The 13,195-nt window shown below is 70.7% G+C and carries 12 protein-coding genes; 5 read left to right on the forward strand and 7 right to left on the reverse strand.

Annotation, left to right across the window (positions count from 1 at the left end):
• From ACFYNS_RS13680 to ACFYNS_RS13705, 6 genes are all read right to left on the reverse strand, one after another.
• Positions 1–1,257 (reverse strand): cysteine desulfurase, encoded by a 1,257-nt coding sequence (locus tag ACFYNS_RS13680; RefSeq protein WP_276474695.1) that lies wholly within the window; start codon positions 1,255–1,257, stop codon positions 1–3.
• Positions 1,254–2,018: a Fe-S cluster assembly ATPase SufC gene (gene sufC, locus ACFYNS_RS13685; RefSeq protein ID WP_360296909.1), complete on the reverse strand. Its 765-nt coding sequence runs from the start codon at positions 2,016–2,018 to the stop codon at positions 1,254–1,256. The genes ACFYNS_RS13680 and sufC overlap by 4 nt, the downstream gene beginning before the upstream one ends.
• 7 nt (positions 2,019–2,025) lie before the next feature.
• Complete coding sequence (locus ACFYNS_RS13690; RefSeq protein WP_360296906.1) at positions 2,026–2,361, reverse strand: non-heme iron oxygenase ferredoxin subunit; 336 nt, start codon at positions 2,359–2,361, stop codon at positions 2,026–2,028.
• Positions 2,358–3,539, reverse strand: a complete 1,182-nt coding sequence (gene sufD, locus ACFYNS_RS13695) for a Fe-S cluster assembly protein SufD (protein WP_360296903.1) — start codon at positions 3,537–3,539, stop codon at positions 2,358–2,360. Before sufD ends, ACFYNS_RS13690 begins: the two co-directional genes overlap by 4 nt.
• Before the next feature lie 201 nt (positions 3,540–3,740).
• A complete protein-coding gene (gene sufB / locus ACFYNS_RS13700) occupies positions 3,741–5,162 on the reverse strand; it encodes a Fe-S cluster assembly protein SufB (RefSeq protein WP_360296900.1) in 1,422 nt (473 codons plus the stop codon).
• A complete protein-coding gene (locus ACFYNS_RS13705; protein WP_360296897.1) occupies positions 5,159–5,968 on the reverse strand; it encodes an ArsR family transcriptional regulator in 810 nt (269 codons plus the stop codon). Before ACFYNS_RS13705 ends, sufB begins: the two co-directional genes overlap by 4 nt.
• Positions 5,969–6,158: 190 nt before the next feature.
• On the opposite strand from ACFYNS_RS13705, the gene ACFYNS_RS13710 reads away from it, so the two are divergent.
• From ACFYNS_RS13710 to ACFYNS_RS13725, 4 genes are all read left to right on the forward strand, one after another.
• Positions 6,159–7,085 (forward strand): ABC transporter ATP-binding protein, encoded by a 927-nt coding sequence (locus ACFYNS_RS13710; protein WP_360296894.1) that lies wholly within the window; start codon positions 6,159–6,161, stop codon positions 7,083–7,085.
• Between the two features lie 62 nt (positions 7,086–7,147).
• Positions 7,148–7,864, forward strand: a complete 717-nt coding sequence (locus tag ACFYNS_RS13715) for an ABC transporter permease (RefSeq protein ID WP_360296925.1) — start codon at positions 7,148–7,150, stop codon at positions 7,862–7,864.
• Positions 7,865–7,920: 56 nt separating this feature from the next.
• Positions 7,921–8,967 (forward strand): COX15/CtaA family protein, encoded by a 1,047-nt coding sequence (locus tag ACFYNS_RS13720; protein WP_360296891.1) that lies wholly within the window; start codon positions 7,921–7,923, stop codon positions 8,965–8,967.
• Between the two features lie 62 nt (positions 8,968–9,029).
• Complete coding sequence (locus ACFYNS_RS13725; protein ID WP_074998111.1) at positions 9,030–9,347, forward strand: hypothetical protein; 318 nt, start codon at positions 9,030–9,032, stop codon at positions 9,345–9,347.
• Positions 9,348–9,459: 112 nt separating this feature from the next.
• Here ACFYNS_RS13725 and ACFYNS_RS13730 read toward each other — a convergent pair whose 3' ends face one another.
• On the reverse strand, positions 9,460–10,404 hold the full coding sequence (locus tag ACFYNS_RS13730) for a heme o synthase (protein ID WP_360296888.1): 945 nt from the start codon (positions 10,402–10,404) through the stop codon (positions 9,460–9,462).
• A gap of 586 nt (positions 10,405–10,990) precedes the next feature.
• Here ACFYNS_RS13730 and tkt point away from each other — a divergent pair.
• Positions 10,991–13,066 (forward strand): transketolase, encoded by a 2,076-nt coding sequence (gene tkt / locus ACFYNS_RS13735; RefSeq protein ID WP_360296885.1) that lies wholly within the window; start codon positions 10,991–10,993, stop codon positions 13,064–13,066.
• The last annotated feature ends 129 nt before the right edge of the window (positions 13,067–13,195 follow it).

A 13,195-nucleotide genomic window follows, 5' to 3' on the forward strand; every position in this document is an offset into this window, starting at 1 on the left:
CTAAGCGAAGAAATTCCGTACGTGTTCCAGCCCGTCCGCCAGGGCGTCCACCTCGGCGGGCGTGGAGTACAGATAGAACGACGCTCGCGTGGTGGCAGGAATTCCGTACCGCAGGCAGACCGGGCGGGCGCAGTGATGGCCCACCCGCACCGCGATGCCCTGCTCGTCCAGCACCTGGCCGACATCATGCGGATGGATGTCACCCAGCGTGAAGGAGATCGTGGCACCGCGGTCCTCGGCCGTGGCGGGGCCGATGATCCGCAGGTCCGGGATCTCCTGGAGCTTGCGCACCGCGTACTCCGTCAGTGCCTGCTCGTGCTGGTGGATCCGGTCCATACCGATCGCGCTGAGGTAGTCGACGGCGGCACCGAGCCCGACCGCCTGCGCGATCGGCGGGGTGCCCGCCTCGAACTTGTGCGGCGCCGGAGCGTACGTCGACGAGTGCATCGTGACGGTCTCGATCATCTCCCCGCCGCCGAGGAACGGCGGCAGGTCGTTGAGCAGCTCCTGGCGCCCCCACAGCACGCCGATGCCGGTGGGGCCGCACATCTTGTGGCCGGTGAAGGCCACGAAGTCGGCCTGGAGCGCCTGCACGTCCAGCACCATGTGCGGGGCCGCCTGCGAGGCGTCCACCACGACCAGAGCACCGACCTCCTGCGCCCGTCGCACGATCTCTTCGACGGGGTTGAAGGTGCCCATGATGTTGGAGACGAGCGTGAGCGCGACCACCTTGGTGCGCTCCGTGATCAGCTCCTCGACCCCGGCCATGTCCAGCCGGCCCTCGTCGGTGAGGCCGAACCACTTCAGTTTCGCGCCGGTGCGCTGCGAGAGCAGCTGCCACGGAACGATGTTGGAGTGGTGCTCCATCTCCGTGATGACGATCTCGGTGTCCCGCTCGACACGGTAGGGCTCATCTGCCCAGCCGAGCATGTTGGCCACCAGGTTGAGCGACTCCGAGGCGTTCTTGGTGAAGATCACCTCGTCACGGCTGGGCGCGTTGATGAACGCGGCGACCTTGTCGCGCGCGCCCTCGTACAGCGCCGTGGCCTCCTCGGCCAGCACATGCACGCCACGGTGGACGTTGGCGTTGTGCTTCTCGTAGTAGTCGGCGAGGGCGTCGAGCACCTGCGTCGGCTTCTGCGAGGTGGCGGCGTTGTCCAGGTAGACGACCTTCTGCCCGTCGTGCACCAGGCGGTCCAGGATCGGGAAGTCCTTACGGATCGCCTCGGTGTCCAGCAGACCCGGGAGCTGTGTCACGCAGTGGCACCACCCTTCACGTACTCCTCGTAGCCCTCTTCCTCCAGCTTGTCGGCCAGCTCGGCACCGCCGGACTCGGCGATCCGCCCGTTGGCGAAGACATGCACGTGGTCGGGCTTGATGTAGCGCAGGATGCGGGTGTAGTGCGTGATCAGGAGGGTGCCCACATCGCCGGTCTCCCGGACTCGGTTGACGCCCTCGGAGACGACGCGCAGCGCGTCCACGTCCAGGCCGGAGTCGGTCTCGTCCAGGATCGCGATCTTCGGCTTCAGCAGCTCCAGCTGCAGGATCTCGTGCCGCTTCTTCTCACCGCCGGAGAAGCCCTCGTTGACGTTGCGCTCGGCGAACTTCGGGTCGATCGAGAGGCGCTCCATGGCCTCCTTGACCTCCTTGACCCAGGTACGCAGCTTGGGGGCCTCACCGCGGATGGCGGTGGCGGAGGTGCGCAGGAAGTTGGAGACGGAGACACCCGGGACCTCGACCGGGTACTGCATGGCGAGGAAGACACCCGCGCGGGCGCGCTCGTCGACGGACATCTCCAGGACGTCCTCGCCGTCGAGCTTCACGGAGCCGCTGGTGACGGTGTACTTCGGGTGTCCCGCCAGCGAGTAGGCCAGCGTGGACTTGCCGGAGCCGTTCGGCCCCATGATCGCGTGCGTCTCGCCCTGCTTCACGGTCAGGTCGACGCCGCGCAGGATCTCGGTGGGGCCGCCCTCAGTTTCGACGGAGACGTGCAGGTCGTTGATCTCAAGCGTTGCCATGGGGACTTCAGGACTCCTGTGTGACGGAGACGAGCACTGCCGCATCGGGGCCGTCTCCTTCGATCTTGACGGGGTACACGGGGACGGGGCGGGTGGCGGGCAGCCCGGAGGGCTTGCCGGTGCGCAGGTCGAAGCGGGAGCCGTGCAGCCAGCACTCGATGGTGCAGTCCTCCACGTCGCCCTCCGAGAGCGACACGTTGGCGTGCGAGCAGATGTCGTTGATGGCGAACACGTCACCCTCGGTGCGCACGAGGGAGACCGGGACGCCGTCCAGCTCCACCCGCAGCGGGGTGTCCTCCTCCAGGTCGCCCAGCGAGGCGGCCCTGACGAAGCTCTCGCTCATGAGACCGACGCCTCCAGCTCCGCCTCGATCCGGGCGATGAGGCGCTCCTCCACGTCCGGAATGCCGACCTGCTGGACGAGCTCGGCGAAGAAGCCGCGCACCACCAGCCGGCGCGCCTCGCGCTCCGAGATGCCGCGCGCCATCAGGTAGAAGAGCTGCTCGTCCTCGAAACGGCCGGTCGCCGAGGCGTGCCCGGCGCCGACGATCTCGCCGGTCTCGATCTCCAGATTGGGCACCGAGTCGACGCGCGAGCCGTCCGTGAGCACCAGGTTGCGGTTCAGCTCGTAGGTGTCGGTGCCGGTGGCCGCCGCCTGGATGAGCACGTCACCGATCCACACCGCGTGCGCGTCGTCGCCCTGGAGCGCGCCCTTGTAGGCGACGTTGCTGCGGCAGTTGGGGGTGTCGTGGTCGACGAGCAGCCGGTGCTCCTGGTGCTGCCCGGCGTCGGTGAAGTACAGGCCGTACAGCTCGGCCTCGGCTCCCGGGCCGCCGTAGCTGACCCGGGGGTTGAGCCGCACCAGGTCGCCGCCGAAGGTGACCACGACCGACTTGAAGGTCGCATCCCGGCCCACCAGCGCGTTGTGCTGCGAGCAGTGCACGGCGGTGTCGTCCCAGTCCTGCACGGAGACGACGGTCACCTTGGCGCCGTCGCCGAGCACGAACTCGACATTGGCCGAGCGCACCGCGTCACCGGTGTGGTCGATGACGATGACGGCCTCGGCGAAGGCGCCGATGTCGAAGACGGTGTGGCCGTAGGTCACGCCGCCCTCGCCGTGCAGGGAGACCCGCACCGGCTCGGTCAGCACCGCGTCCTTGGGCACCGAGATGACACTGGCCTTCTCGAACGCGGAGAACGCCTGCGCCGCCACCCGGTCCACCGGCTTGCCGGCGCGGCCGATGCGCGCGTCGTCCCGCGACACCTTCTCGACGGTGACCCCGTCCGGCGCGGACACCTCGGTCTTGACCGAGCCGGTCGCCTGCGCCGTACCGTCGTGCAGGCCCTTGAGCCGGTCCAGAGGAGTGAAGCGCCACTCCTCCTCGCGGCCGTGCGGCACCGGGAAGTCCGCCACGTCGAAGGACGGCGGGGCGCTCATCCTGGTGGCGGTGGTGGACTCTGCGGCCACCGCGATGGATCCCGTGGTGTTGGAACCGACGGGGATGTTCTGGGCCTCAGCCATGGCTGTCGTGTTGCTCGCTTTCTGCCTCTTTGTGTGCGCCCGCCTCCGGGGGCTCGGGCCCGGTGCCGACGTTCGATCGTGCTCGCTCCCTCGTCATCCGGGACCCGCGCGCGTTCTCCCTTTCGGCACCGGCGCCCCCTTCGGCTCACTCACCTGGTCGGAGAAGGGGTCACGGATGACTCGGAACGGGGGCGGGCGGCGTCAGCCGACCGCTCCTTCCATCTGCAGCTCGATCAGCCGGTTCAGCTCCAGCGCATACTCCATGGGCAGCTCCTTGGCGATCGGCTCGACGAAGCCGCGCACGATCATCGCCATGGCCTCGTCCTCGGACAGACCGCGGCTCATCAGGTAGAAGAGCTGGTCGTCGCTGACCTTGGAGACGGTCGCCTCGTGGCCCATCGTCACGTCGTCCTCGCGGACGTCGACGTAGGGGTAGGTGTCGGAGCGCGAGACGGTGTCCACCAGCAGCGCGTCGCACAGCACGTTGGACTTGGAGCCCTCGGCGCCCTCACCGATCTCGATGAGCCCCCGGTAGGAGGTCCGGCCGCCGCTGCGGGCCACCGACTTCGAGACGATGTTCGAGGAGGTGCGGGGGGCCATGTGGACCATCTTGGCGCCCGCGTCCTGGTGCTGGCCCTCGCCCGCGAAGGCGACGGACAGCGTCTCGCCCTTGGCGTGCTCACCCATGAGGTAGACCGCCGGGTACTTCATCGTCACCTTGGAGCCGAGGTTGCCGTCCACCCACTCCATGGTCGCGCCCTCGTAGGCCACAGCGCGCTTGGTGACCAGGTTGTAGACGTTGTTCGACCAGTTCTGGATCGTCGTGTAGCGGCAGCGGCCGCCCTTCTTGACGATGATCTCGACGACGGCCGAGTGCAGCGAGTCCGAGTCGTAGATCGGCGCCGTGCAGCCCTCGACGTAGTGCACGTAGGCGTCCTCGTCGACGATGATCAGCGTCCGCTCGAACTGACCCATGTTCTCGGTGTTGATCCGGAAGTAGGCCTGGAGCGGGATGTCGACGTGCACGCCCGGCGGCACGTAGATGAAGGAACCACCCGACCACACCGCCGTGTTCAGCGCGGCGAACTTGTTGTCGCCGGCCGGGATGACGGTGCCGAAGTGCTCCTGGAACAGCTCGGGGTGCTCGCGCAGCGCGGTGTCCGTGTCCAGGAAGAGGACGCCCTGCTTCTCCAGGTCCTCGCGGATCTGGTGGTAGACGACCTCCGACTCGTACTGCGCGGCGACACCGGCGACCAGGCGCTGCTTCTCCGCCTCCGGGATGCCGAGCTTGTCGTAGGTGTTCTTGATGTCCTCGGGCAGGTCCTCCCAGGACTGCGCCTGCTTCTCGGTGGACCGCACGAAGTACTTGATGTTGTCGAAGTCGATGCCCGACAGGTCCGAGCCCCAGTTGGGCATCGGCTTCTTCTCGAAGAGCTTGTGCCCCTTGAGGCGCAGCTTGAGCATCCAGTCGGGCTCGTTCTTCTTCTCCGAGATGTCGCGGACGACATCCTGGGAGAGGCCGCGCTTCGCGGTTGCGCCCGCGGCGTCGGAGTCGGACCAGCCGTACTCGTACTTGCCCAGCCCCTCGAGCTCAGGGTGAGCAGTCTCCGTAGGAGCGGTCATGCGGGGTTCCTCCCGGCGTCGTTCGCGTTGGTGGCGTTGCTGGTCTTCGGTGGTCGTGCGGGGTTCCTGGCTGCCGGGGGCTGGGCCGCGGCGGTCTCGGGGTGCGGGTGTGTCCTGGGGATGAACGTCGTGCACACTCCGTCGCCGTGCGCGATGGTCGCCAGCCGCTGGACGTGCGTGCCCAGCAGCCGGGAGAAGACCTCCGTCTCCGCCTCGCACAGCTGGGGGAACTGCTCGGCCGTGTGGGCCACCGGGCAGTGGTGCTGGCAGAGCTGCTCGCCGACCTGCGCGGGCGCGTCACGCGCGGTGGCAGCGTACCCGTCCGCGGTCAGCGCCTGCGCCAGGGCCCGCACCCGGTCCTCGGGCGCGACCCGCTCCAGGGCCTCCTGGTACTTCTCCGCCTGCGCCTCCACCCGGGCGCGCGCGAAGGCCGCGACCGCGGCTTCCCCGGCCTCGCCGTCCCCGGCGGTCCGGGCGATCCAGCGCAGGGCGTCCGCGGCCAGCTCGTCGTACGCCTGATCGAAGGCGTCCCGCCCGCAGTCGGTCAGGGCGAAGACCTTGGCCGGGCGGCCCCGGCCGCGCGAGCCGTAGACCCGCTTGTCGCGGGGCTCCACGACGCCCTCGGCCACGAGCGCGTCCAGATGGCGGCGGACTGCCGCCTGGGTCAGCTCCAGCCGCAGCGCCAGTTCGGCCGCGGTGGAGGGGCCGTGGTCCAGGACGGAGCGAGCGACCTTGTTCCTCGTGCCGTGCTGTTCATCCTGCGCCGAGGGACCCGACGCGGTTCCGCCGGTGGCCGGTGCGGCCATCGGTCGGTGCTCCCGAGCCTGGTCCCTCTTTTTCACAACGTCATTGTTGCTTAATTCCGCCGACCCGGGCAAGCGACAGCTCTGACCAGCCCCGATGGAGTGCATCACGTAAGGCTGACCTAACCGGCGGGCCCGCGTCCGCCGCAGCCCGCCGCAGGGGCGCCGCGGCCCGCTCCCTAGACTGCCCTGCATGCGAAGTTCAGCGGCTGTGGAGGTCGCCGGGCTGGTGAAGCGGTACGGCAGCAGGACCGCCGTCGACGGGCTCGACCTGACCGTCGCACGGGGCACCGTCACCGCGTTCCTCGGCCCCAACGGAGCGGGTAAGACCACCACCGTCGAGACCTGCGAGGGCTACCGCCGGCCGGACTCCGGCACCGTGCGGGTGCTCGGCCTCGACCCGATCGCCCAGGGCGCCGAGCTGCGGCCCCGGATCGGGGTGATGCTCCAGAGCGGCGGTATCTACCCCACGGCCAGAGCCGAGGAGACGCTCCGCCACATGGCGGCACTGCACGCGCACCCGCTGGAGGTGCCGGCACTGATCGAACGCCTCGGCCTTGGCGGCTGCGGCCGCACCCCCTACCGCAGGCTCTCCGGCGGCCAGCAGCAGCGGCTCGGTCTCGCACTGGCCCTGGTGGGGCGCCCCGAGCTGGTCTTCCTGGACGAGCCGACCGCCGGGCTCGACCCACAGGCCCGGCACGCCACCTGGGACCTGGTGCGCGAGCTGCGCGCCGACGGGGTGACGGTGCTGCTGACCACCCACGCCATGGACGAGGCCGAGGAGCTGTCCGACGACGTCGCCATCGTCGACGGCGGCAGGGTCATCGCCCAGGGCTCCCCCGAGGAGCTGTGCCGGGGCGGCGCGGAGAACACCCTGCGCTTCACCGGACGCCCGGGGCTCGACCTGAAGTCGCTGCTCAAGGCACTGCCCCCGCAGACCGGCGCGGCCGAGCTCAGCCCGGGCAGCTACCGGCTCACCGGCACGGTCGACCCGCAGCTCCTGGCGACCGTGACGTCCTGGTGCGCGCAGAACGGCGTCCTGCCCGACCGGATCTCGGTGGAGCGCAGAACGCTGGAGGACGTCTTCCTGGAACTGACGGGGAAGGAGCTGCGCTCGTGAACGGAACCGGTACCGCCGGCGGCGGGTACGCGCCCGCGCCGGGAGCCGCGCCGCTGCCGCGCATGGTGCGGGCCCAGGCGTGGCTGGAGACCCGTACCCAGCTGCGCAACGGCGAGCAGCTGCTGCTGACCGTCGTCATCCCGACGCTGCTGCTGGTGCTCTTCAGCGCCGTCGACATCGTCGACACCGGCCGCGGCTCACGGGTCGACTTCCTGGCGCCCGGCATCCTGGCGCTGGCGGTGCTCTCCACCGCCTTCACCGGGCAGGCCATCGCCACCGGCTTCGAGCGCCGCTACGGCGTCCTCAAGCGGCTGGGCGCCTCGCCGCTGCCGCGGTGGGGGCTGATGACCGCGAAGACCTGCTCGGTGCTGGTGATCGAGGCCCTGCAGGTACTGCTGCTGAGCGTGGTGGCGCTGGTGCTGGGCTGGTCGCCGCACGGCAACCCAGCCGCTGTGCTGCTCCTCCTGCTGCTGGGCACGGCGGCCTTCTCCGGGCTCGGGCTGCTGATGGCCGGCACCCTGAGGGCGGAGGCCACGCTGGCGGCGGCCAATCTGGTGTTCATCCTGCTGCTGGTGGGCGGCGGGGTCGTCGTCCCGCTGGAGAAGTTCCCGGACGCCGCGCAGGGCGTGCTGCAGCTGCTGCCCATCTCCGCGCTCTCCGACGGGCTGCGCGAGGTGCTCCGGCACGGGACCGGGATACCCTGGGGCGATCTGGGCGTACTGGCGGTCTGGGCGGTACTGGGTCTCGGCGCCGCCGCCCGGTTCTTCAAATGGGAGTGACGTCCCCCGGGCGCCCCTCGTGAACGCGCGCACAAGCGGCCCTCTACCATGGCTTCGTGCCGAAACTGCTCGAACTCGTACGTAACCCCGTCGCGTACATCGCCGCGCGCTGGACCCCCTCGCCCCGCACCGTGGAGCGGGCGGCCCTGGCCGCGCTGCTGATGAGCATCGTCATCGTGGTGACCGGCGGCGCGGTGCGGCTGACCGGCTCGGGCCTGGGCTGCGACACCTGGCCCAAGTGCAGCGACGACAGCCTCACCGCCACCTCCGCCATGGGGGTGCACGGTGCCATCGAGTTCGGCAACCGCATGATGACCTGGGTGGTCTCGGCCGCGGTCGGCTGGACCATCATCGCCGCACGGGCGGCGAAGCCCGCCCGCAGCGGCCTGAGCCGGCTCGCCTGGGCGCAGTTCTGGGTCGTGGTGGGCAACGGCGTGCTGGGCGGCATCACGGTGTGGGTGAAGCTGAACCCCTTCGTCGTCGCCGGGCATTTCCTGGCCGCGACCGCGCTGCTGACCGTCACCACCCTCACCTGGCTGCGCGCGCGGGAGGGTGACGCGCCGCCCCGGCCGCTGGTGGGCAGCCAGGTACGCAGGCTCACCCACGTACTGGTCGCCTTCACGGCCTGCCTGGTCGTCGCGGGCACCGTCGTCACCGGAGCGGGGCCGCACGCGGGTGACAGCAGCGAGGTGGACCGGATGCCGGTCGCCGTGGAGCTGGCCACCCGCACGCACGCCGCGCTCGCCTGGATCGTGGTGCTGCTGGCCCTCGTCCTCGCCCTCGGGCTGCGCCTCATGGACGCGCCGGCCGGGCCCCGGAGGACGGTGCGGAACCTGATCCTGGTGCTGCTGGCGCAGGGCGCCCTCGGGTACGTGCAGTACGCGACCGACCTGCCCGAGGTCCTGGTCGGGCTGCACCTGCTGGGCTCGACGCTGGTATGGGTCGGAGTGCTGCGTGTGGTGCTCTCCACCCGGGAGCGCGGCCTTCCGGCGGCCGCCGGGGACACCGTTCCCGCCCCTTCCCGGGCTTCCCTGGCTTCCCGGGCCACGGCGCCTGGCGCCACCGAGCCGGAACCGGCTGCGGAACCGGCTCCGAGCCGCTGACCGGTACTCCGGTACCCCGGTACCTCTCGCCGCCTCGACTACCCACGGGTAGCATCTGGGGCATGGCAGCAGACAGCAGCAAGCGGGCGGCCCGCCTCGCCAAGCAGACCGGCGCGTTCGCGCAGCGGCACGGCGGGAGCGCCGAGGCGCAGATCGCTTACGTGGGACAGGTCGGCTTCCGGATCTCCCTGGTCGGTGCGGACGGCACCTGGGGCGATCTGATGGCCCCCTCCAAGGAGGCCGCCGAGGAAGCCGTGCGGGCCGAGGGCGTCACCCTGCGGGAGAGCTTCGACGGGGAGATGGCCGAGCACATGCGCACCGGCCGCTACGAGTGGGAGCGCATGGCCGGTATCCAACTGGGCGCACCCGGCGGCCGCTAGCAGCCGCGTGCCCCGGTCGGGGCCACACGCACGGAAGACCGGTCCCTCCCGGCGGCGGGAGGGACCGGTCTTCCGTGCGTCGAGGGTGCGCGCGTGACAGTGCGCGGCGCGCTCAGCGCACGAAGGGGTCGACGGCGACCGCGGCGAAGACCAGCGAGACGTAGGTGATCGACCAGTGGAAGAGCCGCATCTCCTTGAGCTTGGCACCGGTCAGCCCGGCCCGGGCGCGGGCCCGCAGCGCATGGGCCTCCCAGAGCCACAGTCCGCCCGCCAGCACCGCGACGAGCGGGTAGAGCCAGCCGACGTAGCCGAGGGGCCACAGCAGCAGGGAGACGGCGACCATCACCCAGCTGTAGACGACGATCTGGTTGGCCACCACGACGTTTCCCGCGACGGCCGGGAGCATCGGCACGCCGACCCGCTTGTAGTCCTCGGTGACCTTCATCGACAGCGGCCAATAGTGGGGCGGGGTCCAGAAGAACATCACCAGGAAGAGGATGACGGCGGCCCAGCTCAGCTCGTTGGTCACCGCCGACCAGCCGATGAAGACCGGCAGGCAGCCGGCGATGCCGCCCCACACGATGTTCTGCGAGGTGCGGCGCTTGAGGAGCATCGTGTAGACGACGACGTAGAAGAGCAGCGCCCCCAACGACAGCGCGGCGGACAGCCAGTTGACCAGCAGTCCGAACATCAGAGTGGAGGCCACCGCCAGGCTGATGCCGAACGCCAGGCACTCACGCGGGCTGACCATTCCGGTGACGACGGGGCGTCGCTGGGTGCGGTGCATCAGCGCGTCGATGTCCCGGTCGATGTACATGTTGAGCGCGTTGGCGCCGCCCGCCGACAGATAGCCGCCCAGGCAGGTGATCACCACGAGCCAGAGGTCGGGAACGCCCTGGGCCGCGAGGAACATGACCGGGATGGTGGTCATGAGGAGCAGCTCGATGATCCGCGGCTTGGTCAGCTCGATGAACGCCTTGACGCGGGCACCGGTCGGCCGGTGACCGCTGGGCTCCAGCGTCCCCGCAGGACGGGATTCGACGGCCGTCACGGACACCCCTGATCGCGTCATAAGGAATCAGCGAGCCCGCACCGGCGCACAGAAGGAAAAGTGCAGGCCCGGGCCAAGCTCGCGCGTACCACGCCACTTTAGACGTTGGCGATACCGCGCCTGTCATGGGGGGTCACCGTGTTGGCCCCTGGGCCCGGGCACCGCTCCGCTCCGGAGCCCGGCCCACGCGCCGGGCGGGCCCGGGCGGCGGGCGGCCCGGGCAGGGGCTCCGGGCAGCCGACTCCGGCCGGGCCGCACCCCTCCGGACGCGTATCGGAGGGACCCGGCTCCCGCCGGACCCGGCTTCCGCGGCAACCGGGTCGTGTCCGACGGGCGGATCGGGGGAACAGACGTCAGCCTGGGAGTGGTGTTCCGGCGTCGCTCGCCGCGGACCGGGAGGACGGCCGACTGTCCGGGCCCGACTCCCGGTCGTCGGCCGCGGCGCGAGGGTGACCACCCGTGACGACCATTCGTGACGACCACAGAGTGAACTGTCGAAAAGTCGCACGTCCCGGCAGAGGTACGCTCGACACCGCCCGGTGAGCGCACAGACACCGGCCATCGAACATGTGGAGAGGAGCCCTGACGCAGGGTGAGCACCAAGCCGACCACCACAGACTTTGAGTGGACCGACCTGGACCAGCAGGCCGTGGACACGGTTCGAGTCCTGGCCATGGATGCCGTGCAGAAGGTCGGTAACGGCCATCCCGGTACGGCCATGAGCCTGGCGCCCGTCGCGTACCTGCTCTACCAGAAGCTGATGCGCCACGACCCGACCGACCCGGACTGGACGGGCCGGGACCGCTTCGTCCTCTCCGCTGGCCACTCCAGCCTGACCCAGTACATCCAGCTCTTCCTGGCCGGATACGGCCTGGAGCTGGACGACCTCAAGGCGTTCCGCACCTGGGGCAGCCGCACCCCCGGGCACCCCGAGCACGGGCACACGGCGGGCGTCGAGACGACGACCGGCCCGCTGGGCCAGGGCGTCGCCAACGCGGTCGGCATGGCGATGGCGGCCCGCTACGAGCGGGGGCTCTTCGACCCGGAGGCGGCCGAGGGCGACTCCCCGTTCGACCACACGGTCTGGGTCATCGCCAGCGACGGCGACCTGGAGGAGGGCGTCTCGGCGGAGGCGTCCTCGCTCGCCGGCCACCAGCGGCTCGGCAATCTGATCGTGCTGTGGGACGACAACCACATCTCGATCGAGGGCGACACGGCGACCGCCTTCTCCGAGGACACCCTGCGGCGGTACGAGGCCTACGGCTGGCACGTGCAGCGCGTGGACCAGCAGGAGAACGGAGACCTGGACCCCGTGGCGCTGCACTCGGCGCTGGAGGCGGCGCGGGCCGAGACGGAGCGCCCTTCCTTCATCGCGATGCGCTCCATCATCGCCTGGCCGGCCCCCGACGCGCAGAACACCGCGGCGGCGCACGGCTCCGCGCTCGGCGAGGAGGAGGTCGCGGCCACCAAGCGGGTCCTGGGCTTCGACCCGGACCAGCACTTCGCCGTCTCCGACGAGGTCTTCGCGCACGTCCGCAAGGCCAGCGACCGCGGTCGCGCGATGCAGGCCGAGTGGGACAAGCGGATGGCCGTCTGGCGCACCGCCAACCCGCAGCGGGCCGCCGAGTTCGACCGGATCCGCGAGGGCCGGCTGCCCGAGGGCTGGGAGAAGGCGCTGCCCGTCTTCCCCGCCGGTGAGTCGGTGGCCACCCGCAAGGCGTCCGGCAGCGTGCTCAAGGCACTGGGCCCGATCATTCCCGAGCTGTGGGGCGGCTCCGCCGACCTGGCGGGGTCGAACAACACCACGTTCGCCGACACCTCCTTCCTGCCGGAGGGCGGCCCGCTGCCCGGCGCCGACCCGTACGGGCGTACGGTGCACTGGGGCATCCGCGAGCACGCGATGGGTTCGACGATGAACGGCATCGCGCTGCACGGGAACACCCGGATCTACGGCGGTACGTTCCTGGTCTTCTCCGACTACATGCGTCCCGCCGTCCGGCTGGCCGCGCTGCTGAAGGCGCCGGTCACCTACGTGTGGACGCACGACTCCATCGGTCTGGGCGAGGACGGTCCGACGCACCAGCCGGTCGAGCACCTGGCCGCGCTGCGCGCCATCCCCGGTCTCAACGTCGTCCGTCCTGCGGACGCCAACGAGACCTCCGAGGTGTGGGCGGAGATCATGCGCCGCCACACCAGCAAGCCGGCGCCGCACGGCCTGGCCCTCACCCGGCAGGGCGTACCGACCTACGAGGCCGACCCGGCCGCGGCCAAGGGCGGGTACGTGCTCTTCGAGGCCGAGGGCGGCCACCCGCAGGTGGTCCTGCTCGGCACCGGTTCGGAGGTGCAGCTCGCCGTCGAGGCGCGCGAGCGGCTCCAGGAGCAGGGGGTGCCCACCAGGGTCGTCTCGATGCCGTGCCTGGAGTGGTTCGAGGAGCAGGAGCAGTCCTACCGGGACAGCGTGCTGCCCCCGGACATCAAGGCGCGGGTCGCCGTCGAGGCGGGCGTGGGCCTGACCTGGCACCGGTACGTGGGCGAGGCCGGGCGGATCGTGTCGCTGGAGCACTTCGGTGCCTCGGCGGACGGCAAGGTTCTCTTCCGGGAGTTCGGCCTCACCGCCGAGGCCGTGCACCTGGCGGCGAAGGAGTCGCTGCAGGCGGCCGCACGCTGACCGGGCGGGGCACCTCCCCGGCTCCGGCCCGGAAGGTGCCCCGGCGGTCCGGCCGCCCCCGCCGGGCGTCCGGTCCCCGCGGCGCACCCGGCACAACAAGAAGCCAACAAGCACAGGAGATGCGAATCC

The organism is Streptomyces sp. NPDC006925, assembly GCF_042869575.1.
Taxonomy (GTDB): Bacteria; Actinomycetota; Actinomycetes; order Streptomycetales; family Streptomycetaceae; genus Streptomyces.